Consider the following 24,699-nt stretch of genomic DNA (forward strand, 5'->3'; position numbering starts at 1 on the left):
GAGTGATTGGGCGAGCATGAACACACACGCAGCGGGCGGGGGCACCGCGCTTAAGGAAGCAGCACCGGAAAACCCGGAGAACACCGCCACCCGGGAGGATGACGCTCCCAAGGATCCACTGGGCTTTTTGCCTCTCGACGGCGCCGCCAAGCAGGCCGCGAACTGGATCGCCGTAGCGCTCGGTGTTTGGCTGCTGCTCAACGGCGTGGGCATGATCGGCGACGGCTTCAAAATGGTTGCCGGCGACCAGGCCAAGGAACTGTTCTCGTTTGCTGAGAACCCGTTCGTTGGCCTTGCGATTGGTGTGGTGGCCACGGCGATTATTCAGTCGTCGTCGACAACCACCTCGATTGTGGTCGGCATGATCGCCGGTGGCCTACCGCTGAGCATTGCGGTGCCGATGCTGTTCGGCGCCAACATGGGTACCTCGGTGACCTCCACCCTGGTCGCGCTCGGCCTGGCGGGTAACAAGACCCAGTTCAAAAACGGTTTCTCCATGGCGACCGTGCACGACTTCTTCAACCTCATCGCCATCTTGATCTTCTTCCCGCTGGAGATCTTCACCGGGTTCCTGTCGCGCACCGCGTCGGCGATCGCGCCGTCGCTGAGTGGCCAGGGCGAAGGTGTTGTCGCCGGTGCCTTCGAGGCCATCGGCGACGGGCTGGATACCATCACTGAACCGCTCGTTGCCCTGGCCGGCAACCTGGTCGAACCGCTTGGCGACATGTGGGGCGGCTTCGTCCTGTCCATCATCGGCATCGCGCTGATCCTGTGGTCCATCCAGTTCATCGGCAACCTGCTCAACGCCCTGCTGGTGGGCAAGGCCCAGGAGATCCTCTACGCCGCGCTGGGTAAGAACTCGTTTGTTGGTCTGCTCTCCGGCGCGGTAATCACCACCCTGGTGCAGTCCTCCTCCACCACCACCGCACTGACGGTGCCGCTGGCGGCCTCCGGCAAGTTCGAGGTCCGCACGCTGTTCCCGTTCGTGGTCGGCGCGAACATCGGCACCACCGTCACCGGCCTGATCGCCGCGTTCGCTGTCTCCGGCGCGGACGCCGAAGCCGCCATGGCAGGCGCGCTGGTGCACACCCTATTCAACGTGTGCGCCGCAGCCGTCATCCTTGGCATCCCGTTCATGAGCAAACTGCCGCCGGCCGGTTCTGACTGGCTCGCCGGCCTCGCCGTAAAGAACAAGCTCTACGTCTTCCTCTGGATCGGCGGAGTGTTCTTCGCCATCCCGATCCTCGCCGTTTTCATCTCCAACGCGCTCACCTAAGGAGCAGCACCATGACCGACGCGAACCAGACGCCAGACCTGTCGCCCATGGCGCAGGAACTTATCCAGAACGAAGCCCCCGACAACGCGCTTGTGGCCCTGCTCAACGAGCTCGAGGAAACCGCCGCAGAACTTCGCGACGAGCTCGCCGCCCGCCACGCCACCAACCAAGCACTACTTAACGACGACACCGACGCCGACACCGACCACGTGCGCTACAAGAAGGTCAACCCGAACGTCACTCCGGAGCAGGAAGAAGAGTTGGAGAACTTCCCCGAGTACTGGGCCAACGCGAAGGGCTCCTGGTCGAGCTTGTTCAAACTGCTTCGCGAGTTCCGCGTCGAGATGCGAAAGGGCCACAACGATGCCAACGATGCGTAAAACCCTCACCGCCGCGCTCGCGGCCGCGACGGCGCTGACGCTGGGCGCTTGCGCCGGTTCCGGCTCTGGCACTGGCTCCGGTTCCGGTGCCGGCGAGGCGTTCACCATCACGGGCTCGTCGACAGTCGAGCCCATCACGCGCTACATGCTCAACCGCTACGACTTCGACGCCGAGGTCGAGGCAGTCGGTTCGACCGATGGCTTTGACAAGTTCTGCGCCGGCGACGCCGACATCAACGACGCCTCCGTCGCCATCCCCGGCAGCGAATCCTCCATCGACTACCAGGCACAATGCGCCGAGGCCGGCGTGGACTTCTTCGAGTTGCCGATAGGTCTGGACGCCATCACCATCGTTAAACACGCCGACAACGACTGGGCCGCCGACCTGACCGTCGAGCAACTCCACGACATCTGGGCGAAGGACTCCACCGTCACCACCTGGTCCGACATCGACCCATCTTGGCCGAACGAGAAAATCAACCTCTACGGGCGCCCCACCGGCTCCGGCACCCTCGGCGTGTTCGAGGACATGGTGCTTGGCAACGACACCATCCGCGACGACTACCAATCCACCGACGACATCCAAGAACTGTCCACGTGGGTCTCCGAAGACGTCAACGGCCTGAGCTTCATGGGCATCGGCAACTACCTAGCCACCGAGGGCACGGTGCGCAACAAGATCGACAACGTACTCGTCGACGGCATCGCCCCCACCGCCGACGAAGCCAAGAGCGGCAACTACCCCCTGTCGCGCCCGCTGTTCATCTACGTCAACGCGGAATCGGCGAAGAAGGACAACGTCGGCGAGTTTGTCACCACCTACCTCGACAACGCCGAAGCAGTCATGCCGCGCGTGTACTTCTACCAGCTGCCCGAGGAGGTCTACGACGCCACGAAGCAGCGCTTCGCCGACGGCACCACAGGTATCGACGAACAGTGGCACGCATTGAACTAACATCACGTCCATGAGCACCCCCTACGGCAACTTCCGCATCGGCGACCAAGAACGCATGGACGCCATGGACATCCTCGGCCGCGCGCTCGGCGAAGGCCGGTTGGACATGGCCGAGTTTGATAACCGGTGCCAAGCCGTCGCCGAGGCCCAAACGCAGCAGGACCTGCAGCCGATCTTGGGGGATTTGCCGACGGGCCGGGGCGGTGGGGTCGTCGATAAGCAAGTGTCCGACGATGCGGTCCTGTACAGCCAAGCCGAAATCATGCAGGCACGCCGCTCCGGGCGCCGCACCCGCGCCGGCGTGTTCTGGCTCGGCACCATCGGCTCCATCGGCCTGGTGAGCATCTTCGGAGCCGCGGGATCAACTGCGCTGTCCGGCCTGTCGCTACTGATCATCCCCACCCTGTTCATCCTGCTCTACGTAATGAAGGTTGGGCCCGACTCCTGGTACACCCCCAGCCTGCGCCAACTCGAACAACAGCGCCGCCAAGAAATCAAACGCCGCCAACTCGAAATCGAAGCCGCCCAGGTCCACCAGCAGGCCCTCATGCGCGCACAACGCAAAGACCAAATCAACCAAATGACCAACGACGCACTCAACATCGCGCAAGACACCGTCAATCGCTTCCGCCGGAAGTAGACCCGGCCTACAGTGGTAACCCATGAGCGAGCCACTGAAACCGCACCGCCACTTCGACCAGGCGGAAAAACTCAAGAACGTCTTCTACGACATCCGCGGCCCCGTCACCGCCACCGCCGAGCAGATGGAACGTGACGGGCACACCATTTTGAAACTCAACACCGGCAACCCCGCCGTGTTCGGTTTCGAGGCGCCCGACGTGATCATGCGCGACATGATCGCCAACCTGCCCACCTCCCAGGGCTACACCACCTCCAAAGGCATCACCTCCGCCCGCCGCGCAGTGGTCACCCGCTACGAAATGATCGAAGACTTCCCGCACTTCGACATCGACGACGTCTACCTCGGCAACGGTGTGTCCGAACTGATCAGCATGGTCACCCAAGCCCTGCTCAACGACGGCGACGAAATCCTTATCCCCGCCCCCGACTACCCGCTGTGGACCGCCGCCTCCACGCTCGCCGGCGGCAACGTCGTCCACTACCGCTGCGACGAAGAGGACAACTGGAACCCGTCCCTGGAAGACATTCGGGAGAAGGTCACGCCGCGCACCAAAGCGATCGTGGTCATCAACCCCAACAACCCCACCGGCGCCGTCTACTCCCGCGAGATCCTAGAAGGCATCGCCGACATCGCCCGCGAGCACGAGCTCATGGTCCTTGCCGACGAAATCTACGACCGCGTACTTTACGACGACGCCCAACACATCTCCATGGCCGAAGTCGCCCCCGACCTCCTCTGCATCACCTTCAACGGCCTGTCCAAAGCGTACCGCGTCTGCGGGTACCGCGCCGGATGGATGGTCGTAACCGGCCCGCGCCGCCGCGCCAAGGGATTCATCGAAGGGCTTGATCTATTGTCGGGTACCCGTCTGTGCGCCAACGTGCCCGGCCAACACGCCATCCAGGTCGCCTTGGGCGGCCGCCAGTCCATCTACGAACTCACCGGCGTCGGCGGCCGCCTGCGCAAACAGCGCGACATCGCCGTCCGGAAATTGCGAGAGATCCCCGGCATCTCCGTCGTCGAACCCAAGGGTGCGTTGTACTGCTTCCCCAAAATCGACGCCGAAATGTACAACATCCACGACGACGAACGATTCATGCTCGACCTCCTCAAATCCGAGAAGATCCTCATGGTCCAAGGCACCGGCTTCAACTACCCCACCCCCGACCACTTCCGCGTGGTCACCCTGCCGTGGGCGTCCCAGTTGGAAAACGCCATCGAGCGACTGGGCAACTTCCTGGTGGACTACCACCAGCACTAGGGGTTGTTGGCGGTTGGCGGTTGGCGGTTGGGCGCCGCTTCCTGCCGGTGCCTCCCCTTCCGGCGCCCCTGCGCGAAAATAGTTCCCGGCCGGGGAACTATTTGGGGGTTTCGACCCTTTCTCGCCGGCATTCCCCCAGGTCGGCACCTCGGAAAGGCAAAATAGTTCCCGGTTTCGCGCTGATGCTGGGAACTATTTTGCACGCCCGCCTGCTACGGGTGTTAAGGCCTCCTCCCTGACACATTCCACAAAATCTGTCAGGGCCAATTTCTGACCAGGCGCGATGCCGGTCGCTGACACATTCCGCCGCAATCTGTCAGCCACGAGGGGTTGTGAGTGGCCGACACCTACCCCGACTCACAGCAGCGCAAACCCCTTGACCCCCAACAGGCACTGCCATAGTATCGACGAGGAATTGTCCCCGGAGGAAGGAGTAGGCCGTGCTCATGTTCCGTGTTTCCGCCTAACACGAAACAGAAAGTTGAATGAGCATGCCTATTTCCCTAAATAACGTCTCCCTCGAGTGGCCTAACGGAACCTCCTGCTTCTCGGACTTGAATGCCATATTTTCAAGTCACCTGACCGGCTTAATCGGCGATAACGGTTCCGGAAAAACGACTCTGATCAGGGTCATTCTCGGCGAGCTACAGCCGAGCACGGGTTCGGTCGAACGCCCGTCGAAAGTCGCTTACCTACCTCAGGATCTTGGGCTGCAACCGGACACTACGGTTTCGGACGTCTTTGGGGTTACCGAAATCATCGAGGCAATCAACGCCGTCGAAGGTGGCCAGTTCAATCCCGAATTGTTCGAGCTCATTGGTGACCGGTGGGATGCTGCTGAAGAGACTCAGGCTGTGCTGTCCGCTCACGGCCTCCCGCTCAACTTGGACAGGCCGCTGTCCACCATGTCCGGTGGAGAGGCTGTTCGTGTTGCACTAGCTGCGCTCATGTCTGACAACCCCGATTTCATCGTGATGGACGAGCCAACAAACAACCTCGATTCGGAAGCAAAAGCCCAGCTGATCCATTCTCTTTCCAAATCCACTGTTCCTGCAATTGTGGTGAGCCACGATCGCGACTTGTTGGATTCCGTGGACGAAATTGCAGAACTTCACGACGGGAAGCTACGTCTTTTCCCCGGCAACTACTCCGCCTACCGCGAAACTCTGGCCAGCGAACAGGACGCAGCGATGCGGGAGGTGCGGGACAAGAAGGCGGTTCACAGTAGGCAGGTTCGGGAGCGTGAGGCGATGCAAACTCGCATTGCCCGGGACGCTCGTCGCGGAAAGAAGTTCGCGGCTAACAAACGCAAACCTGGCATGGCGATGGGGCTGGACAAGGATCGGTCGGAGAAGACTGCTGCTCGGCGTGGTGCGGCTCATGCCGAGTCTGTGGAGTCGTCTCTCGCTGCGTATCGTCACGCACAAGACAAGGTTCGCGACGATCAACATGTGTTCATTGAGCTTCCCGGTACGGCGCTTCCGAACGGAACCCGTGTTATGGAAATCCCAGGGCTCACTGTTGTGGGCCCCGAGCGTGTCCGGATCACTGGGCCGAACGGCAGCGGAAAGACGACCCTGCTCAACTCTGTTGCAGACGGTAGCGCCGGGTATGTGATTAGGAATGTGGGGTACCTCCGGCAACGCATTGTTCTTGACCCCAACCGGTCAGTTTTGGAGTTGGTCTCGGAGGCCAACGCGTCTGCTGACCCGCAGTATATTCGGGACCAACTCGCGCAACTGTTGTTTCAGAATGAGACTGTGCACGCGCCTATTGGAACGCTTTCGGGTGGTGAGCGTTTCCGCGTTGAGTTTGCCCGCGTTCTTCTTTCGTCGCCTGCTCCGCAGCTATTGCTTCTCGACGAGCCCACCAACAACATCGATATCTCAACCGTGAACTGGCTTGTCTCCGCTCTTGAGAGTTATGCAGGTGCGGTTCTTCTCGTCAGCCACGACGAAGACTTCTGTGAGCGTATGAACCTTGACAGGGAAGTTTCCATCGATGATCTGACCTGATGGCCCCTGCAGCTCCCGCAAAATAGTTCCCGGCCGGGGAACTTTTTGGGCGTTTGCACCCCACCGCGGCGGTGTTTCCCCAGGTCGGCATCCCGGCGGGGTAAGAAAGTTCCCGGTTTCGCACTGAACCCGGGAACTATTTTGCACGCCCGCCTGCTACGGGCGTAGCACCCCACCTACACCGGGCGGAAGGTATCCGGCGACGCGGCCTTCCACTCCTGTGCCCAGGATGACGGCGGGTCTTCGAGCAGCTGGCCCGGGCGCAGCCATTCGTAGATGGAGGCGTAGGAGCGGGACTCGGTTGGGGAGATGTTGCGGCGCAGCATCTCGGGGGTGAGATCCGCCGGGTCGGTGACTCCCATGGAGGCCATGAGGCGCACGGCGGTGTTGACGGTGGTCTTGTGGTAGTTGTACACCGCCTGGGACTTGTCCTTGACCACAACGGCGCGGTTGCGGCGCGGGTCTTGGGTGGCGACGCCAGTGGGGCATTCGCCGGTGTGGCAGCGTTGTGCCTGGATGCAGCCGACGGCCATCATCATGGCGCGGGCGGAGTTGGTGTAGTCGGCGCCTTGGATCATGCGCATGACGATGTCGGAGCCGCCGGCGACTTTGCCGGACGCGCCGAGTTTGATTTGGTCGCGCAGGCCGGTGCCGACGAGTGCGTTGTGCACGGTCATCAAGCCGTGGGTCAGTGGCATGCCCATGTGGTCTTCGAAGTCGATGGGGGCGGCACCGGTGCCGCCTTCGGATCCGTCGACGACGATGAAGTCGGGTGCGGTGCCGACCTCGCGGATGGCCTTGCAAATGGCAAGTACTTCTCGACGACTCGACACACACAACTTGAACCCCGCCGGTTTACCGCCGGCGAGTTCGCGCATCTTCGCGATGAACTCGATCAACTCGACAGGGGTGCTGAACACGCGGTGGGCTGCGGGGCTGATGCAGTCCTTGCCCATGGGCACGTCGCGGATTTCGGAGACTTCTTTGGTGATCTTGTCGGCTGGCAGCACGCCACCGATGCCTGGCTTGGCGCCCTGGCTGACTTTCAGTTCGACCATCTTGACCTGGTCGTCGGCGGCGCGGTCGCGGAACTTAGCGGGGTCGAAGTCGCCGTCGTGGGTGCGGGCGCCGAAGTAGCCGGTACCCATCTGCCAGACGAGGTCGCCGCCGAATTCCTTGTGGTACGGGGAGACGCCGCCTTCGCCGGTGTTGTGGGCGAAGCCGCCCATGGCCGCACCCTTGTTCAGTGCGCGCACGGCGTTTTTGGACAGGGAGCCGAAGCTCATGGAGGACACGTTCAGCATGGAGATGGAGTACGGCTGGGTGCAGTCCTTGCCGCCGATGAGGGTGCGGGGCGGTTCGGAGGGTTCGTCGACAGGCGCGAGCGTATGTACGAGGTGTTCGTGGTTGGTGGCGTAGACGTCCTGGACGGTGCCGAAGGACGTTTCGCTTTGCATGCCCTTTGCGCGTTCGTAAATTGCGTTGCGCTGATCGCGGTTGAAGGGGCGGCCGTCCCAGTCGCGTTCGATGAAGTATTGGCGCAGTTCGGGGCCGATGTCGGTGAGCAGGGTGCGCATGTGCCCGAGTACGGGGTAGTTGCGCAGGACCGGGTTTTTGGTCTGAGTGAGGTCGTGGATGGCCACGCCGCCCAACGCCGCTGCGACGCTGCCGAGGGCGACCTTGGCAAAGTTTCCTGACTTGTCCTTAGGCATGCGCCCCATCATGCCTTAATAATCTGTAGTTGTTGTCAGGCACGCGGTTTCGTCGACTAGAGGGTGCGTCCGAGCGCCCGCATTTCCCATCCGGCGTTGCGCCATTGTTGTACGTCCAGGACGTTTCGGGCGTCGATAAGCAATTGCTTTTCGACGACCCCAGCAACCCACTCCGGATCCATCTCCCTAAACTGCCCCCATTCGGTAGCCAGGATGGTCAGCTCCGCGCCGCGCAGCGCCTCTTCGAGCGTGTCGGCGTAGTCCAGGGTTGGGAAGACCTTGCGGGCGTTGTCCATCGCCTGCGGGTCGAAGACGGTGACGTTCGCGCCGGCCAGGGAGAGTTGGCCCGCGACGGCGAGGGCTGGCGAGTCGCGCACGTCGTCCGAGTTCGGCTTAAACGCCGCACCCAGCACTGTGATGTTGCGGCCGATCAGGCTGCCGAGTTCCTCGCGTGCCATGTCGACCACGCGCTGGCGGCGTCGCATGTTGATCGCGTCTACCTCGCGCAGGAAGGTCAGCGCCTGGTCCGCCCCGACCTCGCCGGCGCGCGCCATGAACGCACGGATGTCCTTCGGCAGGCAGCCCCCGCCGAAGCCGAGGCCGGCGCCGAGGAATTTACGGCCGATGCGGTCGTCGTAACCAATCGCGTCTGCGAGTTGGGTCACGTCTGCGCCGACGATCTCGCAGACCTCGCTCACCGCGTTGATAAACGAGATCTTCGTGGCCAAAAACGCGTTCGCCGACACCTTCACCAACTCCGCCGTCTGCAGGTCGGTGACGATATACGGGGTGCCGTTGGCCAGCGGCGTCGCGTACACCTCGCGGGCGATTTCCTCCGCGTGGGAGTTCTCGCTGCGGTGTCCTACTACGATCCGGTCGGGCTCGATGGTGTCCTTGACGGCGTATCCCTCGCGCAGGAACTCTGGGTTCCAGGCGATCTCCACGGTCGCGCCTCGGCCGGCGCGACGAGTCAGATCGTCGGCACGTTCCTGCAGTGCCGCTGCAGTGCCAACCGGGACCGTGGACTTGCCCAGGATGACGTGGTGGCCGTGCAGTTTGGGCACGAGGTCGTCGATAACCGCCTCAACGTAGCGGGTATCCGCGGCATACGACCCGCGCTGCTGCGGGGTGCCCACCCCGATGAAGTGCACGTTGGCGAAGGCGGCAGCCTCGTCGTAATTCGTCGTAAAGCTGAGGCGACCTGCGTCGATGTTGCGCTCCAGCACTTCGGGAAGGCCCGGCTCGTAGAACGGCACCGTGGAGTTCTTCAGCGCCTCAATCTTGTGCTCGTCCACGTCGACGCCAAGCACCTCGTGGCCCAACTCCGCCATGCACGCCGCGTGCGTCGCGCCAAGATAACCAGTGCCGATCACAGTCAGTCGCATGGTGGCCATTATGCCGTGGCGGTGTTGGCACTGCAGGGTGAGCGCGGTGGTGGGGTTGATCGTCTAGTTCCCTCGGCAGGCTGCTAGACGATTCACACCTTATTGCAAACCATCTTCAACATGACCTGGGGAAACGCAGACAAGGCGGGTGGATCGTCTAGCAGTTCGGACCGTCTAGCTAGACGATGCACCACCAGCCCTACTGAAAGTTCAGATACGCCTTCGACGGTGTCGGGCCGCGCTGGCCCTGGTACTTCGAGCCGAGCGCACCCGAGCCGTACGGAGTGTCAGCCGGGGAGGTCATCTTGAACAGCGCGAGTTGGCCGACCTTCATGCCGGGCCACAGCATGATCGGCAGGTTGGCCACGTTGGACAGTTCCAGCGTGATGTGCCCAGAGAAGCCCGGATCGATGAAACCCGCGGTGGAGTGGGTCAGCAATCCCAGACGGCCCAGCGAGGACTTGCCCTCGAGGCGACCGGCCAGGTCCGCGGGCAGCGTGAAGCACTCCAGGGTGGAGGCGAGGACGAACTCGCCGGGGTGAAGGACGAAGGCGTCGTCGTCGGAAACCTCGACGAGCGTTGTCAGGTCCGGCATCTCCTGCTTCGGATCAATGTGCGTGTACTTCGAGTTATTAAAGACTCGGAAGAACTTATCCAGGCGCACGTCAACCGAACTCGGTTGGACCATCGACGGATCGAAGGGGTCGATGCCGAGGTGGCCGGAGTCAATGGATTCGCGAATGTCGTGATCTGAAAGCAGCACGACACAGAGTGTACTTCCCCACCCCTTGCCCGGTTTTTGGAGCCGGTTCCTGCAGTGCTAAAGTCGTAAAAGCTGCCGGCGTAGTTTAGTGGTAGAACATCAGCTTCCCAAGCTGAGAGTGCGGGTTCGATTCCCGTCGCCGGCTCCAAGGCCAAACAGTATTTTCGGGGGATTCTGTCAAGCGGGCGCTGCACAAATGCATGCACTCGGACAAGGGGGACGATAAACCCCGCAGACAACCATGTCGAGCGGGGGTAAACCCCGTTGAGTGGGGAACATGCAGGGTTACACAGCGCACCACTCGGCTGTTTGAACTCCGTCACGGTCGGAGTGGTGTCGGCGCCGCCCGGCGGTAGGGGGTAAGGCTACTAGTCGGTCGGCCTTAAGGTCATGGACAAGAAGGGCGAGCCTTAGCGTTGCATTGTGCATCTTGCCAAATTCAGCTGAGACAGCGTAGCGGTTCTCCTGTTCTCATTAACTGACAGCAGAGTTATCCACAATCAACCTGTGGATAACTGGAAATAGCCGTGTCCTATCCAGCATCAACACGTCTTACTGCCATGTAATTCCACTTTTGTAGGCATCCATCAAAGCGGCTGGTAAGTTTATCGGCGACGGAGATCTTCGGATCGAAGTCACTTCCTCTCCTAGCGGTACGAAGTCCTTACCGCTAGTGCGGTGGGGACATGAACCGTTAGGGGAATGTCCACTCCGAGCTTCGAGAGGAGGATGGGACCATGCCTAGACCGATGCACGGCGACAAGCCAAGCAAGGGAAAGGCCCGGACGTTGATTGAACAAATCGTTGTCCGGGCCTTAGGTGACGTTGTAGGCGATTGGCTCCTCGAAGTGCTGCAACACTTCCGAGAGCACCTACAAGGTTAGTCCTGGAAGCCCTCGCGCTGCTTTTACGGCTCGCGGGGGTTTCCCTTTATTGGCGGACATGAAAGTGGTGGCTCCATGTCGTCCTTCACTTTAGTGTGGTTTGCAGTTTCTGCAAACACTTTGAGCGGCATGTCCCCCCGCAATTCCCCTGAATCGCCCGCATTTCCTCGAAGTTTTAACCGGACTCGCTACCCTCAACCCTGACTAAGGCTGAGGTGAAGAGTTTGGTTATGCGCCTAGCAACGAACGGGTGCAGTTCGAAGTGTGCCCCGCCGTCTTTGCGATTGCGGAAGTCGATTCGCACGATGTCGGCTGCGTCACCACTGAGGGTTGCGCTATCAGTACTGACCTCGATGCCAAAGATATCCCCTTCCGGCGTTCACTGGCGGACATGGGGTTGAGCAGCGCCACGACGGCTTAACGGAAGTACATCTGCGAGTAGTCGATGGCTCGGCCTGGATGACTCAAGCGGAAATTGCCGCGCTCTTCGATGTAACTACGGCTACTGTGAGCACTCACCTGAAGAACATTTACGCCGAAGGCGAGTTGAGCGGGGACCGAACTATTAAAGAAATTCAAACAGTTCGTTCAGAAGGGGGACCGTGACGTTCACCGGACACTACTTCACTACAACCTTGACGCGATTATCGCCGTCGGCTACCGGGTAAAGGGTCCGAGAGGCAACCAGTTCCGGAGATGGGCAAACGAAGTACTCCAGGAATACGTGCTAAAGGGCTTCGCACTCAACGCCGAAAAGCTTAAAGATCCTCGCGGTACGGACTACTTCATATGGCGGAGTGGCTGGAGAAGACCGATGCGTTCATCGAGTTCAACGGCTTCCTGCCGCTTGAAGACCGAGGGAGGATCACCCGCAAGGAGGCTAACCGCTTAGCCAAAGAACGGTACGAACGAGGAGTAACACACCAATCCTCAATTTTTACGCTTTCGTCGTGCACGCCGTGACGGGCTTATCCGACAGCAGGATGGCGCGGTAGCCGCCACCATCAACCGTGTAGCGCAGGATCTTCCAGTCTGGGTTGTATTCCTGCGCGAGTGCGAGGTCTTCGGGGTTGTGGTTGTGGGCGGTGATGGTGTCGTCGCCAAGTGGTGTGCTCACGCGGAATGTGAGCGTGGTGCCGTCGTGGGCGAGGATGTCGATGGGGAACCAGCCGTATTTTTGGTTCATGGCGCGCAGCACGGGAATGTAGTGCTGGTTGTGGCCGCGGGTGCGTTGGTCGCATTCGCGGTAGGTGCAGGTGCGGCGGGTGGCGGGGCGTTTGGGGAGTGGGACGGTGGCGTCGCCAACGCGTACGGCGGCGGCGCTTGGCGAGTAGTCGAATGTCGCGCCGGTGTTGGCGACGAATTCGTGGCCTTCTACAGCGCTATCAAACTTTGCGACGACCACCTCACCCGTCTCATCAAGCGTAAACGCAAAGGTCAGCCCGTCCATGCTGCTGAGGGTGGCTGGGGTCCAGTCGGTGGGCATGCCAAAAGACATGGTGCTCCTTGAAATATCGCTCTTCCGGCGCGGCGGTTGCGCGTGCCGGCGGATCTTCCCTCGGGAGCACCGTGCGCGATGAGCGCGGTTGCTAATCGACGAGCCGAGGGGCCTTATCCGTCAGATTTCTTGATCCAAAACGACACAATATAGACCAAGCGGTCTAGTGTCAAGTGGTGCGGCACCCGCTCCCCTACCCGCAGCGGACGATGGGCTGCGGGTCGTAGACGGTGGTCTGGGTTTCACGGGAGAGTTCGTTGCCGGCGAGGTCGTAGATAATGCGGGTATCCGAGGTGGTGAACCCGGGTGCGCCGCCGGACGGCGAGCAGTTCGGGCCGGACACGTTGACCGGCTGCGGGCTGGTCTGGGCCCAGCGGCCGCCGTTGATGGACTGCACGTTGACCGTATTCACGCCCATGAGGCTGACGGTGAGTTGGCCGCCGCCGACGTTGGTGGCGATGCGCACCGGGTAGGGGCTGTCGTTGCGGAACTGCAGGTCGATGGCGCCTTCGTACACGGTGGCTTCGCGGCCGGCCGGGTAGCGGGAGATGTAGTAGGAGTGCGGGGTGTGGGCGACGTCAGTCATGCCGGCGAAGTAGGCCGCGTTGTACAGGGTGGTGGCGAACTGGGAGATGCCGCCGCCGACGGCGGTGTCGGCACGCCCGTTGAGGATGATGCCGGATTCGACGTAGCCCTGGGCGGTGCCGCGGGGGCCGGTGTAGCCGTTGAGGGAGAACGTCTCCCCTGGGTTCACAATCGCGCCGTTGACCGTGTTGGCCACCAGGGCGATGTTGGTGCCGGAAGCACCCGAGTAGCCGCCGGTGGTAAACGAGCCGACCACTTCGTTGAAGGTGGCGTTGTTTGCCTCTTCGGTGGTGAAGTCCGCGGGCACCGGCTTGTAGTCGGCGTCCCAGGAACGCCCCTTGGATCCGAGGACGCGGTCGTTGAAGCCGGCGAGGGTTTTCTCCCAGTCCACAGCGGTGCCGTCGACGGAGGGTTCGACGCCGCCGCCGGTGAGCACGCGGGCGTTTTGCATCTCCACTTCGGTCTCGGCGAGCTGCTCGGCCAGGATGGCTTGCGCGGCTTCGACGTTCACTTTCGGGGCGATCTTGCCGTCGACGTTGGGGAAGCTAACCACCTCGCCAAGCCGCTCCTGTGGGATGGCGGCCTTGTGGTTGTCGGTGCCGGTGACGGTCAGCGGGCCGTCCAAGGCGGCGCGCACGGGGCCGTCCATGGCGGCGCTCATCACAGCGTCGTCGATGGCGGGCGGCACGGAGGTCGGATCCACATCGATGCCGTCCGGGTTGAGCCAGCCGGTGGTGGTCTCCTCGCGCAGCAGGTCGCGCTCCACCTTCTGGCCGTTGATCGGCTTGGTGGTCTCGGCCTTGCCGGCTTCGACGCGGATGGTGCCGTCGGTGGGGTCGAAGTGCAGTTCGTCGCTGATGCGGTCGAGGGTGCGGTTCAGGGCGGTGTCGTCGATACGCGGAACCGCGTCGACCTCGTGGGTGGTGAACAGGCCGCGCAGGCGCGTAATCGGGTTGGCGGTTTCGATGCCGGCGGCGTCCACGGTGGCCTGGTAGTCGATGTCCAGGCCGGACTTCGCGGGCACGAACGTGGCGGTCTTGTCGCCGGCGCGAACCTCGACGGTCTTGTCAGCAGCGCTGCCGAGTTCACCCTCGAGCTTCGCGCGAGCCTCGTCCGGCTTCATCGCACCGATGTTCACGCCGCCGACGGTGGTCCCGCGCGGGACGTTGCCGCGGTGCATCGCCAGATCCGCCAGGTACACAGCAAGCGCGATGGCGAGGATGCCGAGCAGCACACCGAGCGCGATCTTGCCGCCGCGTCCCTTGCTGCTCGCCTTGTGCGAGGTTGCCTTCACCGTAGTCACCCAAACAAGGGTAATGCAGATGTTTGAAAAAGCGGGTTAGAGGTTGTCGTCGATAAGCAATTGCTGCACGCGGGTGGCTGCCTCATCGATGCGGTCTTCGGCGATGTAGCCGTTGCGTACGCACCACACGACGTGGTCGATGATGGCGGGCAGATCCTTACCCGTGGACCACAGCGCCTGGTCGGCGCCGGAGGCGATGGCGCGGGCGACGGCGTCGCGGGTGGGCGCGTAATCGAGGATGCCGCGCATGCCGGATAAGTCATCGGTGACCACGACCCCGTTGAAGGGCACTCCGCCGGGGTAGTCGCCCTCGCGCAGCACGCGGTAGGCCTCGGGGTTCATGGAGCTGGGCACGCCGTCGGGGCCAAGGCCCGGCACGATCATGTGGCCCATCATGACGCTAGAGCGCGGGAACTGCTTCAGCAGCGGGCCGTAGGGGCGCATGTCTAGGTCGCGGACCTGGTTCAGCGGCGGAGTGACCGCGAGTTGGTGGTGCGTGTCGCCGGAGGCGCGCCCGTGGCCGGGGAAGTGTTTGAAGGTGGGGGTGACCTGGGCGTCGGTGAGCCCCTGGGAGAACAGCGTGGCCACCCGCACAACTTCGGCCGGGTCGCCGTGGAAGGCACGATCGCCCACAACGTCCAGGTCGGCCACGTCGAGGTCGAGCAGCGGCGCGTAGTCCACGTTGATGCCGTGCGCGCGCAGAGACCGGCCGATGTCCCAACCGGTGCCGCGGATGACCTCCGGCGGGGTGCCGGCCAGCGCGCGCGGCGGCATGAACTCGCCGAGCACGTTGGTGTGGCGCTGCACCCGGCCGCCCTCAAAATCGATGGCGACGGAAAACGGCCTCTCGTACTGTTCCCGCAGCGCATTGATGTTGCGGCCCGGTTCAGTGAGCAGCCGCGGGTCCGCCCAACTCGGAATGATCAGCCCGCCGACACCCTGGTCGAGCGCCACCCGCGCCTGCTCATAGTTCGCCACGCCAACCACCATCAGCGACGCCACCCGCGCCCGCAGATCCTCGGGCACGCGCTGTTGCGCGGGGCTTAACAGTGCAGGAGCTTCTTGCTTATCGACGACCCCACCCTCCCGCACCGTCGACGGCTCCGTCACCGCTTCTGGGGTCGGGGTGGCTTCCTCCGCGGGCTCGGGGGCGCTACACGCGGCAAGCGCAACGCACGCCGCGAGCGCAACGGCGCGCGTGGCGTGCGCTGCGCGTGCGCCGAAGGCTCGATTCCGCATGTGACTGACCCCTTTGTGGCCCCTTTGTGGCGTGTAAAAACGCCCCTACTCTACTCGCTGCTGGTAGCCTTTTCCGACATGTCCCATACCGTTGACCTCCCCGAGCCGCTGAAGCGCCACGCCGCGTCCCCTGTCGTGGCGAGCGCCGTCGTTGGCATTGTGCTCGGTGTGGTTGGTGTGCTGGGTATCGCGGCGGCGTCGGGCCAGTCGACGGTGCCGGAGAATACGGCTGTTTCCGCTGATGATGCGGTGCTTGGCGGGCCGGAGTACGGCTCGCGGAAGTAGGGCTGGGTGGGGTCGTCGAGAAGCGCCCATGTTCTTGGGTGGCTGGTCCTGACCCTGCTTGCGCTGGCGCAGCCGCCGGGACAGGTCGCGGCCGACACCAAGTTTGATCTCGTTGCCAACCCGGCGCGGTTTTTGGCGCGGGCGACGCAGGCGTACACGGATGAGTTTCCGCTAGGCCAGGTGCAAAACCAGGCGTACGGGTACCTGTTTCCGCAGGGCGCGTTTTTCTGGTTGTTTGGGTGGTTGCCGGACTGGTTGACGCAGCGTGCGTGGTGGGCGTTGTTGCTGGGTGTGGCGTATTCGGGCACGTTGGTGCTGGCGCGTCGCATCGGGATCACGGGTACGTGGCCGCCGGTGCTCGCGGCGTTGCTGTACGCGTTGAGCCCAAGGATTTTGACCACGCTGACGGCGATTTCTTCGGAGGCCTGGCCGGTGGCGTTGGTGCCGTGGACGTTGGTGCCGCTGGTGCAGCGTCGTCCCCAGGTGGCGCCGGCTGTGGTGGCGGTGGCGTGCATGGGTGCGGTCAACGCGACGGCGACCATCGCGGCGTGCCTGCCGGCGTTTGTGCTGCTGGTGGCGCTGCGCCGCTTCCGCGAGGCCGCACGCTTCACGCTGAGTGCGGTGTTGGTGTCGGCGTGGTGGATCGGCCCGCTTCTGGTGCTGGGCATGTATTCGCCGCCGTTTACAGACTTCATCGAGTCCGCGCATGTGACCACCGCGTGGCTCAACCCGGTGGAGATCCTGCGCGGCACCACCAGCTGGACCCCGTTCGTGGACACGGAGCGCGCCTCCGGCCACCTGTTGGTTGCGGAGCCGGTGTTCATCATCGCCACCTGCCTGATCGCCGCGTTCGGCCTGGCCGGCCTGGCCCGCCGCGACATGCCGTGGCGCGGGCCGCTCGTTGCGGTGTTTGTGGTGGGGTTTGTGGTGCTGGGGTCCTCGCCAATGCTTGCACCGCTTTACGACGACACCCTCGCCCCGCTGCGCAATCTCCACAAGTTCGACCCGCTGGTCCGGCTTCCGTTAGTGCTCGGGGTGGGGTTTGTGGCTTCGCACGTGCGTCGCCCGCAGGCGGTTGGGGTGGCGGTGGCGGCTGCGGTGGCGCTCGCGCCCGCCTGGTCGTTGCGCCTGCTGCCGGAGGGCACCTGGTCGGAGGTCTCCGAAGACTGGGTGGCGGCAGGTTCGTGGTTGGAGGAGCACGCTGCGGGCACGCGCACATTGGTGGTGCCTGCCTCGTCCTTTGCGCGCCAGCATTGGGGGTGGACGCGCGACGAGCCGATCCAGGCCCTGACCAGCACGCGCTTTGCCTTCCGCGATGCGGTGCCGCTGGTGGATCCGGAGGCGATTCGTGGGCTAGACGGGCAGGTGGCGGTCGCAGATCAGCAGGCGCTGCGCTCTATCGGCGTGGGCGCGGTGGTGGTGCGCCGCGACCTGGAGCGCCAGCCCGTCACGCCGAACCTGGGCGAGCCGGACGCGAGCTTTGGGGAGGTGGATATCTTCCTGCTGGACCCACACGCGGACATCATGGACACCGACCGCGCGCCGATTGCCGTCGACGGCGGCGGCGAGGTCCTCGCGCTGTTGTGGCGCGAACTCGGCTACTTCCCGGCGCGCCTGACCAGCGGGGACGCAAGCGCCCCCGCCGATATTGTTACGGATACCCCGGCGCTGGCGGTGCGCAACTACGGCACCATCCACGGGCAATCGGGCCACCTTGCCGACGAATCCGAGGACACCACCGTGCGCAACCGCGTGAAGGACTACCCGTCCGCCGGCACGCGTGTTGGGGTGGGCATGGACGGCTTCGCCCGCGCGTCGTCGTCGGCCGCGGACGCCGGTGCTTTCGGTGGGCCGGACCCTGCGAAGTCGATCACCGCCGCCTTCGACGGCTTGGATGAGACAGCCTGGTGGCCTGCGCCCGGCGACCGCGACGCCTGGATCGAATTTCAATCTCAGCAGGAGCACGTCACCATCACTTCCACCGCGGACACCACCGTGCAACTCTGCGACGGGCACGACAATTGCCGCGACGTCACCCTGGTCAAGGACCAGCCGCGCCGCCTGACCCGCGGCGACGCCACCCGCCTGGAACTGACCGAACCGGTGGGCATCCGCGAACTCGACGCCGGCATCCGTCGCATCGTGGAGGTCCCCGGCACCGCCGACCGCTACTTCTTCCAGCGCCGCTTCCCCGACACCGATGTCATCCAGCGCCGCTTCACTACCGCCGTGGACAGCGAGTGGGTGCTCTCTCAACCCGCGACGATCAACGGCGAGCGCCACGTCGGCCGCGTGTTCCTCGAGGCCGGCACGCATGAGATTGTCACCCGCGCCGAAACCGTGATGCTCTCGCGCGCGCCGCTGCCCAACCACACCGGCGAGCGCATGATCCTGACCACCCGCGCGTTCAACGAAGGCCTGCGCGCCACCCTCGGCGGCGTCCCACTGGAGCCAATGCGTATCGACGCCAACGCTCAGGCCTTCCGCGTCCCCGACAGCATTCCCGCCGACGTGTCCGCCGACGAGTTTGAAATGTTCTTCACCGGCGACGGCGCCTACCGGTACTCGCTCGTCGCCGGCACCCTGCTGAGCCTGCTGGTCACCGCCCGGTGCCTGTGGGTGCCGTGGCGCCGCTTCGAACGCTTCACGCCCCCGCCCGGCGCGAACTGGCTGCCGGGCCTGGCTGTCATCGCCGCCGCTCCCCTGCCCGGCGCGGCCGCCGTCGTACTCGCGTGGCTGGTGCGCCGCTTCACCGTGATCCCGATGCCGCACCTGGCCGCCGCCACCATGACCGTGTGTGGGCTCGTGCTTGCACGTGCGCCCTGGCCGGCGGCGAACTACGCCGGCTCGTCGACCTTCCTCATACTCGCCGCCTGCTTCGCCGTGGCCTGCCTGATCAGCCGCGCGCCGGGTACCTCCACCAGTTCGTAAGAGATGTAGGAAACGGCGGTGCTCAGCAGGGTGGTCGTCGCAAAGATCAGCAAGAAGTGCCCCGAAAACATGGGCACGCCGAGTATGGGGAACACGAAGTACAGCACCGCCATGTGCCACAAAAACACCGAGTAGGACCAGTGGCCGAGTGTGCGCATACTTTTCGACGACAACACCGTCCCCTCAAACCTCTGCCCCAGCGCAAAGGGCGCCACGAGCAGGGCGGCGAACACCGCGCCGAGTACCACCCGCACGTTAAATTCCAGCGGGCTCGGGTGCTCCAGGCCGCGCGGGCCGATCACGCCCGCCACCCACGCCACCGGCAGTGCCAACACCACGAACGGCCAGCGGGGTCCTGCGTAGCGCACCCCGGCGCGCTCCAGCTCGGCGAGCACCAACCCGACCCCGAACCACAGCGCGTAGGACGGCGGCCAGATCTGCAGGTTCAGCACCGCCGGGTCCGCTATACCCGAGACTGCCCACGGCCACACGAACCCGACCGCCGCGGCCAGCACCAGCGCCACGCGCCGCCCACGGGTGCCCAGCCGCAGGTACAGCGGCAACACGATGTAGAAGGCGACTTCGATGCACAGGGACCACATTTGGGTGAGGCCGTCGATAAGCGCATGCGGCACATAGACCTGCACCAACAGCACATTCGCCACCACCTGCGTTGCGCTGACCCCCGCGAGCGGCGGCAGCGCAAGCAGCACCACCGCCACGCACACCACATACGCCGGCACCAGGCGAGCAACACGCCGCGAGTAGTAGCCCGGCCGCATCCCACCGCGCGCCAGCAAAAACGCCGACAGCGCAAAGAACACCGCCACGAAGTAGTCAAAGCGCTCCAACACCGCCGAGCCAGTCCCCGTCTGAAAGGCGACGTGCGTGGCCACAATGCCGTACGCGGCCACGGCGCGCAGGCCGTCGAGCTCGGGCAACACAGCGGGTCTTGGATTCACGATGGGCAAAGTCTAGTCGCCCGGTAGGGTTAGGCGGGTGAACCTGCGTCGTCGATTAGCCATCTGCCTGGGCATCATTGTCGTCTGCGCCGCGCTCAACATCGCCTCCCCCATCTTGATTGCAAAGCAGCGCACCCTGCAGCCCGGCGAGAGCATCATGCTTTTCGACGACGCCCGCTCCCGCACCGTCACCCTGACCAAACAGCCCAAATCCTTGCTGGCCGAGGTGGCCATCGACGGCGATGTCGTAGACAGTTTTCTTATCGACCCCTCCACGACCTTCCCCGCCAAAGGCCGCGCCGGGCTCGGCCCGCTGCTGCCCTACCAGCCGGAACGGCGCACCTACCCACTGTTCGACACCACCTCCGGCCAAGACGTGCCGATGGATTATGTCGGCCCCGGCAACGTGCGTGGCATCCAGACCTATAAGTACACCGCTGCCCTGTCCAACGATTGCGTGCGCACCGTCGACGTCGAGCGCCGCACCGGGCGCATCCTGGATGAGGTCTGGGATTGTCCGCCTGAGCAGTGGGTGCTTGCGGAGGAGACCAAGGCCGCCGCAGTCGACGCCGCGCGCCGCGACGTGGCCTGGCTGCGCGGCCTGCAAGTCATGGCGGTGCTGACCCGGTTCATCGCGGCCGCAGCGTTCATCGTTGGCCTGGTGGCCTATGCGCGCCGCCGCTAGCAGGTGGTGGGCGCTTTTTTACGGCGCCCTTTTGGTTCTGGCGCTGACCTGGCCGTTTCTGGTCCCGGGGGAGGCATTCGCGCTGCGGGACATGATGGTCTTCGACTCGATGTCGCTGACCCGCGCGTCGTTGGGGTGGGGTGACCTGCCCGCCCGCAACGTCCCCCAAGACGCGTTGCTGGGCATCCTGCCCTACCCGGTGCTGTTCCTGCGCGTGGTTATGGTTTCCGCCGCCGCTGCCGCCGCGTGGTCGGGGTGGAAACTCGGCCACACCCCGCTCGGCCAAGCGGCGGCGATGACGGTAGCGGTGTGGAACCCGTTCGTCGTGGAACGGCTGCTGCAGGGCCAGTGGTCGCTCGCCGCCGCGGCCTGGCTGCTGCCACTGGTGGCGCTGGGCGTGCACCCACTGTCGGGGCTTGCGCACTGGTTGGCGTCACTGACACCGACCGGTGCGATCGCCGCCGCGTGCGTGGCCCGCAGCCCCCTGACCACCGTGCTGACCTGTGCTCCCTGGGTGGTCGCCGGCATCTTCGCCGGGACGGGCGGCACCTCCTCGGCTCTCTCCGCGGAGGTATTCGCCCCGCGCGCCGAAGGGCACACTGGCACCCTCGGCGCGATGCTGGGCCTTGGCGGGATCTGGAACGCCCACGCCGTGCCCGCCTCCCGCGAGGCCGGCTTCGCCCTGTTCGGCATCGCCCTGTTCGTGCTGCTTGTGCTGGCGTGGCGCGAGGTACCCCGCCGCCTCCTCGTGCTCGCCGGGATCGGCTTCTGCATCGCGCTCGCATCCTGGGCGGGCCTGCTGGGGCCGGTGGTCACGCACGTCCCCGGGGCCGGCCTGCTTCGCGACGGCCAAAAGTGGCTCATCCTCACCATCCCCGCCTTCGTCGCCGCCGCCGGCGCATTAAGCGCCCGCCGCGCCCTCGCCGGTCTCACCTTCGCGCTCCTGCAGGTCCCCGACGCGCCCGTCGCCGTCGTCGCGCTCACCCCCACCACCGTCGAGGTCCCCGCCATCAACCACCACGGCCGCGACGTCCTCTTTGAATCCCGCCCGACGCTGATGCTTATCGACGACCACCCCACCGTCGACCCCGCCCCCAAAGCCATGAACGTGGTCGAATCCGGCGCGCTTACCGTCGACGGCGTCGTCGTAGACCCTCCGTCACCGCGCTGGATCGCGGCCCAAGCGGCCATCGACGACACCGATGCGCTGCACGAGATGGGTATCGGGGTGGTTGTGCATTCGGATGGGCGGGTCGTCGATACGCAAGCGCCCGCGAACCCGCTGCCACCTGCGGGGATCGCACTGTTCGCGCTGTGGCTCGCGGTGCCAGCAACGCTGCGCCGCAACCGATAGTTGGAACCTCCCATGATTGAAAGCTTGCATGAATTGTGTTGTGCGGTTAAAGTGAACTCCAGATGAACAAAAGGTTACGCACCGCAGAATCAAGGAGGTATAGCCGTGGCCAACAACAACATCGATTTCAGCATCATCCGCGAGCGCGCCCTGCGTAACATCCGCGAGGACCTGCTCGTCGAGTTCGCCGGACAGTACGACGCACTCGAGATCAACGACGCCTTCGACGCCGTCGTCCGCGCACACAAGCGCACCGCAACCGTCGAAGACTTCATCCCCGTCCTCGTCGAAGCAGAAATGCGCGACCGACTCCGCGACGGCGAACTCTTCCCACAGGCCGCCGCATAACTCACAGCAAACCCCAACGCCCAACCCCTTTGCAGCGGTTGGGCATTTTGCTATGTTCGACACCTAACACTGTCGGTAGCGAAAGCACACCGGCACCCAGCGAACGTCAACCCCACGCGCCCGGGGAAAAGGGAGCACACACCGGCGCCTTGTGGCCGTATCAAGGCTGAAGCGGTTCGATTCCGCTCACACGCACAACGCATGCGGCCTGCACGACGCACACGGGCACAACCCCCACCACAGGGTTGCACCGAGCACCATTTACTACCGCGACGTTGGGGGTGACCCGGACACTTTCGTGAGGGTTGGGAACGGGGACAGAACTTTCAAGGAGGCACCCATGCTGCTCGCAGAAGCACTCGCACGCCGCGCCGAGGCGCAAGACCGCCTGAACAAACTGCAGGAACGCCTCGTCCAGGGCGCGATGATCCAAGAAGGCGACACGCCCGTCGAGGACCCCGCCGAACTGCTCAAAGAAGCCGCCGGGCTGCTCCAAGAGATTGAGACGCTAGTGCGCCGCATCAACCACACCAACGCGCAGACCGCCTTCGAAGGCGCCACGCTTACCGACGCCATCGCGCGCCGCGACGCCCTCCTGCGCTCCCGCCGCCTCTACGCCGCAGTTGCCGACGCCGGCACCATGACCAACGCCCGCTACTCCCGCTCCGAGGTGCGCTTCGTGCCCACCATCGACGTGAAATCGCTCCGCGAGATGGCCGACAACGCCTCCAAGGCCTACCGCGAACTGGACACCAAGATCCAACAGCTGAACTGGACCACCCAGCTCATCTAAGTTCTGCCAGTAACTCCCGCGAGCACGGCCGCGAACCTACGGCCGGTCTCCTCCCACGAAAAGCGCTGCGCCCACCGCCTGGCATTGCCCGCCAGCTCGGCGCGGCGCTCAAGTGTTTCTCGGGTTGCCTCGGCGAAGTCGTCCCCATCCTGGACGAGCCGGCCGGTTTCGCCGTCGCGGATCGAATCCGCCACCCCACCCGCCGACGCGTACGCCACCGTGGGCACACCATGCTGCGCGGCCTCAATCACCGCAATACCCCAGCCTTCCTTCCGCGACGGCAACAGATGCACGTCCGCGCGCTCCAGCAACGCGTGCTTGTACGGCTCAGACACATGCCCGTGGAACACCACGTCGCCACGCCCCTGCGCGTAGGCCCGCAGCTCGTCTTCCCACCAGCCCGAACCGACCACATCCAGCACCGCGCCCGGGATGCGCGCCGCCGCGTCGATCGCCTCCTCGATCCGCTTGTGCGGCACCAGCCGAGAGAGGGTGAGCAGGTGGGTGCGGTGGTCGTCGTAAAGCGAGGGCACATGCGCAGGCACCGGATCCACGCCATTCTCCACGATCTCGATGTCACCCTCGCGCACGCCAAGCGCCACCAAATCGCTTCTCGACGCCTCCGACACCGTCACATACCGCGCCCCCCGATACACCCGCGGCGCCACCTTCGACTCCAAAAACCACCCCAACCGGCCAATGACCGGACCCGCCACCGGCCACTGCTCCTTATGACAATGATGCGTCAGCAACACCACCGGCCTGCGCGTAAACAAGCGGGCGAAAAACGGAATGCCGTTCTGCGTATCCACCACCACATCCGGCCGGTTGCGCCAGATAGACAACGGCGCCGCCAGGTACACACTGAACTTCCCGCCGGCACGCTCGTAGCGCACCCCGTTTCGGCGTGACCGCCGCGGCGCATCCGTATGCTTCGCCGTCCGATACACCACCTCGTGGCCCTGGGCCGCCAAGTACTCCCCAACGCGCTCCAGATAGCGCTCCGAGCCGCCGCCCTGCGGGTGGGTGGAGTCGCGCCAACACAACAACAACACCTTCACGGCGCAATGACCTCGAGCCCAACTTCACGGGCGGCCTCGGCGAGCCTGTCGTCGTACGTCAACACCGCATCCGCCTCCACATCCAACGCAGCCTGTAAGTGAATCGCATCCAACGTACGCAAATACGGCATCGGCAACATACTCGCAGCCCGCAGCGTCCCTCGGCCAAGTTCCGCGATCGAAATTCCCCGCAAGATCATCGTGGCCTCCCCCTGCGGCCGGCCGAGGCGCACCGCCAAGCGCCGCAGCTCAATCTCCAACAAGTCCGACGACACCACCTCGTATTCGCCTGCCTCGAGCCACAGCCGCATCGCGTGCGTGTGCGGCTCCAACTTGAGCAGACAGCCCATCGCCGACGTGTCGGCGTACACCCTGCGCATG

Annotated in this window: 21 protein-coding genes, 1 tRNA gene, 1 pseudogene and 1 riboswitch; of the genes and pseudogenes, 14 read left to right on the forward strand and 9 right to left on the reverse strand. The window is 64.2% G+C overall.

Annotation, left to right across the window (positions count from 1 at the left end):
* Positions 1 to 16: 16 nt before the first annotated feature.
* From HMPREF2736_RS07060 to HMPREF2736_RS07085, 6 genes are all read left to right on the forward strand, one after another.
* On the forward strand, positions 17 to 1,276 hold the full coding sequence (locus HMPREF2736_RS07060) for a Na/Pi symporter (RefSeq protein WP_070829255.1): 1,260 nt from the start codon (positions 17 to 19) through the stop codon (positions 1,274 to 1,276).
* Between the two features lie 11 nt (positions 1,277 to 1,287).
* Positions 1,288 to 1,656, forward strand: coding sequence for a hypothetical protein (locus HMPREF2736_RS07065; protein WP_070829256.1), 369 nt, complete (start codon positions 1,288 to 1,290; stop codon positions 1,654 to 1,656).
* Positions 1,649 to 2,611, forward strand: coding sequence for a substrate-binding domain-containing protein (locus tag HMPREF2736_RS07070; protein WP_070829257.1), 963 nt, complete (start codon positions 1,649 to 1,651; stop codon positions 2,609 to 2,611). Before HMPREF2736_RS07065 ends, HMPREF2736_RS07070 begins: the two co-directional genes overlap by 8 nt.
* A 10-nt stretch (positions 2,612 to 2,621) precedes the next feature.
* Positions 2,622 to 3,251 carry a DUF1707 SHOCT-like domain-containing protein gene (locus tag HMPREF2736_RS07075; protein ID WP_070815728.1) on the forward strand — a complete coding sequence of 210 codons (630 nt, stop codon included), beginning with the start codon at positions 2,622 to 2,624 and terminating at the stop codon, positions 3,249 to 3,251.
* A gap of 22 nt (positions 3,252 to 3,273) precedes the next feature.
* Positions 3,274 to 4,515, forward strand: a complete 1,242-nt coding sequence (locus tag HMPREF2736_RS07080) for a pyridoxal phosphate-dependent aminotransferase (RefSeq protein ID WP_070829258.1) — start codon at positions 3,274 to 3,276, stop codon at positions 4,513 to 4,515.
* A 491-nt stretch (positions 4,516 to 5,006) separates the two neighbouring features.
* Complete coding sequence (locus HMPREF2736_RS07085; protein WP_070482270.1) at positions 5,007 to 6,530, forward strand: ABC-F family ATP-binding cassette domain-containing protein; 1,524 nt, start codon at positions 5,007 to 5,009, stop codon at positions 6,528 to 6,530.
* 176 nt (positions 6,531 to 6,706) lie between these two features.
* On the opposite strand, the gene HMPREF2736_RS07090 is transcribed toward HMPREF2736_RS07085, so the two are convergent.
* The 3 genes from HMPREF2736_RS07090 to dcd all read right to left on the reverse strand — a co-directional run bounded on the left by HMPREF2736_RS07090 (position 6,707) and on the right by dcd (position 10,390).
* Positions 6,707 to 8,242 carry an FMN-binding glutamate synthase family protein gene (locus HMPREF2736_RS07090; protein ID WP_246822098.1) on the reverse strand — a complete coding sequence of 512 codons (1,536 nt, stop codon included), beginning with the start codon at positions 8,240 to 8,242 and terminating at the stop codon, positions 6,707 to 6,709.
* A 56-nt stretch (positions 8,243 to 8,298) separates the two neighbouring features.
* A complete protein-coding gene (locus HMPREF2736_RS07095; protein WP_070829308.1) occupies positions 8,299 to 9,627 on the reverse strand; it encodes a UDP-glucose dehydrogenase family protein in 1,329 nt (442 codons plus the stop codon).
* A gap of 199 nt (positions 9,628 to 9,826) precedes the next feature.
* Positions 9,827 to 10,390 carry a dCTP deaminase gene (gene dcd, locus HMPREF2736_RS07100; protein WP_070815726.1) on the reverse strand — a complete coding sequence of 188 codons (564 nt, stop codon included), beginning with the start codon at positions 10,388 to 10,390 and terminating at the stop codon, positions 9,827 to 9,829.
* A 74-nt stretch (positions 10,391 to 10,464) separates the two neighbouring features.
* Here dcd and HMPREF2736_RS07105 point away from each other — a divergent pair.
* Together HMPREF2736_RS07105 and rhuM are read left to right on the forward strand one after the other, a co-directional pair.
* Positions 10,465 to 10,538 (forward strand) — tRNA-Gly (locus HMPREF2736_RS07105).
* 1,361 nt (positions 10,539 to 11,899) lie between these two features.
* A pseudogene (gene rhuM, locus HMPREF2736_RS12675) lies at positions 11,900 to 12,166 on the forward strand (RhuM family protein); the annotation flags it as partial.
* Positions 12,167 to 12,211: 45 nt separating this feature from the next.
* Here the strand turns inward: rhuM and HMPREF2736_RS07110 are convergent.
* The 3 genes from HMPREF2736_RS07110 to HMPREF2736_RS07120 all read right to left on the reverse strand — a co-directional run bounded on the left by HMPREF2736_RS07110 (position 12,212) and on the right by HMPREF2736_RS07120 (position 15,899).
* Positions 12,212 to 12,772, reverse strand: a complete 561-nt coding sequence (locus tag HMPREF2736_RS07110) for a hypothetical protein (RefSeq protein WP_070829260.1) — start codon at positions 12,770 to 12,772, stop codon at positions 12,212 to 12,214.
* A 13-nt stretch (positions 12,773 to 12,785) separates the two neighbouring features.
* A riboswitch (SAM riboswitch) is annotated at positions 12,786 to 12,907 on the reverse strand.
* 58 nt (positions 12,908 to 12,965) lie between these two features.
* The gene (locus tag HMPREF2736_RS07115) at positions 12,966 to 14,537 is read right to left on the reverse strand and encodes a VanW family protein (RefSeq protein ID WP_083323020.1); all 1,572 of its coding nucleotides are present in this window, start codon (positions 14,535 to 14,537) and stop codon (positions 12,966 to 12,968) included.
* A 159-nt stretch (positions 14,538 to 14,696) separates the two neighbouring features.
* A complete protein-coding gene (locus HMPREF2736_RS07120; RefSeq protein ID WP_070829261.1) occupies positions 14,697 to 15,899 on the reverse strand; it encodes a glycoside hydrolase family 3 N-terminal domain-containing protein in 1,203 nt (400 codons plus the stop codon).
* A gap of 78 nt (positions 15,900 to 15,977) precedes the next feature.
* Here HMPREF2736_RS07120 and HMPREF2736_RS07125 point away from each other — a divergent pair, with 78 nt between their 5' ends.
* Entirely contained in the window at positions 15,978 to 16,184 is a 207-nt protein-coding gene (locus tag HMPREF2736_RS07125; protein WP_070482275.1) for a DUF2613 domain-containing protein, read from the forward strand.
* 6 nt (positions 16,185 to 16,190) lie between these two features.
* Entirely contained in the window at positions 16,191 to 19,115 is a 2,925-nt protein-coding gene (locus tag HMPREF2736_RS07130; RefSeq protein ID WP_070829262.1) for an alpha-(1->3)-arabinofuranosyltransferase domain-containing protein, read from the forward strand.
* On the opposite strand, the gene HMPREF2736_RS11975 is transcribed toward HMPREF2736_RS07130, so the two are convergent.
* On the reverse strand, positions 19,022 to 20,077 hold the full coding sequence (locus tag HMPREF2736_RS11975) for an acyltransferase family protein (protein WP_246822100.1): 1,056 nt from the start codon (positions 20,075 to 20,077) through the stop codon (positions 19,022 to 19,024). The two genes, HMPREF2736_RS07130 and HMPREF2736_RS11975, sit on opposite strands and share 94 nt — an antisense overlap.
* Positions 20,078 to 20,114: 37 nt before the next feature.
* On the opposite strand from HMPREF2736_RS11975, the gene HMPREF2736_RS07135 reads away from it, so the two are divergent.
* The 4 genes from HMPREF2736_RS07135 (at position 20,115) to HMPREF2736_RS07150 (ending at position 23,257) form a co-directional block, all read left to right on the forward strand.
* On the forward strand, positions 20,115 to 20,762 hold the full coding sequence (locus HMPREF2736_RS07135) for a porin PorA family protein (RefSeq protein WP_070829263.1): 648 nt from the start codon (positions 20,115 to 20,117) through the stop codon (positions 20,760 to 20,762).
* A complete protein-coding gene (locus tag HMPREF2736_RS07140; protein ID WP_070829264.1) occupies positions 20,746 to 22,116 on the forward strand; it encodes an MmpA family trehalose lipid delivery protein in 1,371 nt (456 codons plus the stop codon). Before HMPREF2736_RS07135 ends, HMPREF2736_RS07140 begins: the two co-directional genes overlap by 17 nt.
* A gap of 105 nt (positions 22,117 to 22,221) precedes the next feature.
* Positions 22,222 to 22,464: a three-helix bundle dimerization domain-containing protein gene (locus tag HMPREF2736_RS07145; RefSeq protein ID WP_244268645.1), complete on the forward strand. Its 243-nt coding sequence runs from the start codon at positions 22,222 to 22,224 to the stop codon at positions 22,462 to 22,464.
* Positions 22,465 to 22,804: 340 nt separating this feature from the next.
* Positions 22,805 to 23,257 (forward strand): DIP1984 family protein, encoded by a 453-nt coding sequence (locus tag HMPREF2736_RS07150; protein WP_070829265.1) that lies wholly within the window; start codon positions 22,805 to 22,807, stop codon positions 23,255 to 23,257.
* Here HMPREF2736_RS07150 and HMPREF2736_RS07155 read toward each other — a convergent pair.
* Both HMPREF2736_RS07155 and HMPREF2736_RS07160 read right to left on the reverse strand, forming a co-directional pair.
* Complete coding sequence (locus HMPREF2736_RS07155) at positions 23,254 to 24,318, reverse strand: glycosyltransferase family 4 protein (RefSeq protein ID WP_070829266.1); 1,065 nt, start codon at positions 24,316 to 24,318, stop codon at positions 23,254 to 23,256. The genes HMPREF2736_RS07150 and HMPREF2736_RS07155 overlap by 4 nt on opposite strands.
* Positions 24,315 to 24,698: a type II toxin-antitoxin system VapC family toxin gene (locus HMPREF2736_RS07160; RefSeq protein WP_070423308.1), complete on the reverse strand. Its 384-nt coding sequence runs from the start codon at positions 24,696 to 24,698 to the stop codon at positions 24,315 to 24,317. Before HMPREF2736_RS07160 ends, HMPREF2736_RS07155 begins: the two co-directional genes overlap by 4 nt.
* Position 24,699 lies beyond the last annotated feature (1 nt).

Origin of the sequence: Corynebacterium sp. HMSC036E10 (genome assembly GCF_001836265.1) — a bacterium.
Taxonomy (GTDB): Bacteria; Actinomycetota; Actinomycetes; order Mycobacteriales; family Mycobacteriaceae; genus Corynebacterium; species Corynebacterium coyleae.

Bases quoted from the DNA above. Each gene is read 5' to 3' on its own strand.
- HMPREF2736_RS07060 (WP_070829255.1), top strand. From the start codon at position 17: ATGAACACACACGCAGCGGGCGGGGGCACCGCGCTTAAGGAAGCAGCA.
- HMPREF2736_RS07150 (WP_070829265.1), top strand. From the start codon at position 22,805: ATGCTGCTCGCAGAAGCACTCGCACGCCGCGCCGAGGCGCAAGACCGC.
- HMPREF2736_RS07070 (WP_070829257.1), top strand. From the start codon at position 1,649: ATGCGTAAAACCCTCACCGCCGCGCTCGCGGCCGCGACGGCGCTGACG.
- HMPREF2736_RS07110 (WP_070829260.1), bottom strand. From the start codon at position 12,772: ATGTCTTTTGGCATGCCCACCGACTGGACCCCAGCCACCCTCAGCAGC.
- HMPREF2736_RS07160 (WP_070423308.1), bottom strand. From the start codon at position 24,698: ATGCGCAGGGTGTACGCCGACACGTCGGCGATGGGCTGTCTGCTCAAG.
- HMPREF2736_RS07125 (WP_070482275.1), top strand. From the start codon at position 15,978: ATGTCCCATACCGTTGACCTCCCCGAGCCGCTGAAGCGCCACGCCGCG.
- HMPREF2736_RS07075 (WP_070815728.1), top strand. From the start codon at position 2,622: ATGAGCACCCCCTACGGCAACTTCCGCATCGGCGACCAAGAACGCATG.
- HMPREF2736_RS07095 (WP_070829308.1), bottom strand. From the start codon at position 9,627: ATGCGACTGACTGTGATCGGCACTGGTTATCTTGGCGCGACGCACGCG.
- HMPREF2736_RS07120 (WP_070829261.1), bottom strand. From the start codon at position 15,899: ATGCGGAATCGAGCCTTCGGCGCACGCGCAGCGCACGCCACGCGCGCC.
- HMPREF2736_RS07090 (WP_246822098.1), bottom strand. From the start codon at position 8,242: ATGCCTAAGGACAAGTCAGGAAACTTTGCCAAGGTCGCCCTCGGCAGC.
- HMPREF2736_RS07080 (WP_070829258.1), top strand. From the start codon at position 3,274: ATGAGCGAGCCACTGAAACCGCACCGCCACTTCGACCAGGCGGAAAAA.
- HMPREF2736_RS07140 (WP_070829264.1), top strand. From the start codon at position 20,746: ATGCGCGCCGCCGCTAGCAGGTGGTGGGCGCTTTTTTACGGCGCCCTT.
- HMPREF2736_RS07115 (WP_083323020.1), bottom strand. From the start codon at position 14,537: ATGCACCGCGGCAACGTCCCGCGCGGGACCACCGTCGGCGGCGTGAAC.
- HMPREF2736_RS07085 (WP_070482270.1), top strand. From the start codon at position 5,007: ATGCCTATTTCCCTAAATAACGTCTCCCTCGAGTGGCCTAACGGAACC.
- HMPREF2736_RS07065 (WP_070829256.1), top strand. From the start codon at position 1,288: ATGACCGACGCGAACCAGACGCCAGACCTGTCGCCCATGGCGCAGGAA.